General features: G+C 64.5%; 2 protein-coding genes and 1 pseudogene. 2 read left to right on the forward strand and 1 reads right to left on the reverse strand.

What is annotated here, in order from left to right; all coding sequences use genetic code 11:
- Nucleotides 1–552 (forward strand): NADPH-dependent FMN reductase (locus EN780_RS34550; RefSeq protein WP_133372886.1); only part of this gene is annotated, 552 nt, incomplete at its 5' end.
- Between the two features lie 58 nt (nt 553–610).
- Here the strand turns inward: EN780_RS34550 and EN780_RS34555 are convergent.
- Nucleotides 611–1,000: a helix-turn-helix domain-containing protein gene (locus EN780_RS34555; protein WP_128276487.1), complete on the reverse strand. Its 390-nt coding sequence runs from the start codon at nt 998–1,000 to the stop codon at nt 611–613.
- A 97-nt stretch (nt 1,001–1,097) separates the two neighbouring features.
- On the opposite strand from EN780_RS34555, the pseudogene EN780_RS41055 reads away from it, so the two are divergent.
- Nucleotides 1,098–1,258, forward strand: a pseudogene (locus EN780_RS41055) (zinc-binding alcohol dehydrogenase family protein); the annotation flags it as partial.

A 1,258-nucleotide genomic window follows, 5' to 3' on the forward strand; every position in this document is an offset into this window, starting at 1 on the left:
GCCGACGTGCCGACCGAGTGGATCGCCAAGATCGCCAAGGCGCATGCCGATATCGACGTCGAAGTCGTCGACCTGCGCGACTTCCCGCTGCCGTTCTTCGACGAGGTCGCTTCCTCCGCCTGGGCGCCGTCGCAGAACGAAGTGGCGCAGCGCTGGCAGAAGAAGGTCGCCTCCTTCGACGGCTTCATCTTCACCGCTGCCGAATACAATCACGGCCCGACGGGTGTGCTGAAGAACGCCATCGACTACGCAGCCAACGAGTGGAACAAGAAGCCGGCCGGCTTCGTCGGTTATGGCAGCGTCGGCGGCTCGCGCGCCGTCGAGCAGCTCCGCCTCTACGCCGTCGAGCTGCAGATGGCGCCGGTCAAGTCGGCGGTCCATATCGCCTGGGGCGATTTCCTGGCGGTTCGCCAGGGCGAGAAGAAGCTTGAGGATCTCGAGCATCTGAACCAGGCCGCCGCGGCGCTCGTCAACGACGTCGCCTGGTGGGCGAAGGTGCTCAAGGCGGCACGCGCCGCCGACGCGATCACCGCGGAAGCCAAGGCGGCGTGAGCCGTCTACCCGAGACTATCCTCCCAAGGGATATGGGGCGGCGCTTGCGCCGCCCTTTTCAATTTGCCGTCTGCGCGGATTGCCTCGGCCTGATGATGCAGTCCGCCACCCGGTCGTGCTCGTCGAGCTCGTCGGCATGGTGCTGCCCCCATTCGCACAGCGCCAGAAGGATGGGTTCGAGGCTGAGGCCAAGGGGCGTCGCGGAGTATTCGACGCGCGACGGGATCTCGGCGAAGACCTTGCGGCGGACAAGGCCGTGCTCCTCCATTTCGCGCAACTGCTGGATTAGCACCTTCTGGGTGATCGAAGGCACCAGTGCCTTCAGCGACGAGAGTCGCCGGGGACCATCGAACAGGTAATAGAGGATGACCGCCTTCCAGCGACCCGAGATCACTTTCAAGGCACGTTCCGCCGGCAGCATCGGCAGTCTCTTGATCGGGCCGGCCATGGTCACCTCCTGGTGAGCAGCGGACAAATGAGTGTGTAGTCGAGACAGCGCAGATAGTGGCAATGGACGGCCGATGCCATAGCGATCGGAGTTTGCCATGAAAACCGTCCAGTTCAGCCGCTTCGGCGGCCCCGAGGTGCTGGAAGTCGTCGACGTCCCGGTGCCTTCGGCCGGAGCCGGCGAGGTTCTGGTCCGGATCGCAGCCGCCGGCATCAATTTCTTCGAAGTGCTGATGCGAGCGGATCGCTACGCGGTGAC

The sequence above is a fragment of the Mesorhizobium sp. M4B.F.Ca.ET.089.01.1.1 genome (assembly GCF_004022605.1).
In the GTDB taxonomy this organism is placed as follows: Bacteria; Pseudomonadota; Alphaproteobacteria; order Rhizobiales; family Rhizobiaceae; genus Mesorhizobium; species Mesorhizobium abyssinicae.

Bases quoted from the DNA above. Each gene is read 5' to 3' on its own strand.
- EN780_RS34555 (WP_128276487.1), bottom strand. From the start codon at position 1,000: ATGGCCGGCCCGATCAAGAGACTGCCGATGCTGCCGGCGGAACGTGCC.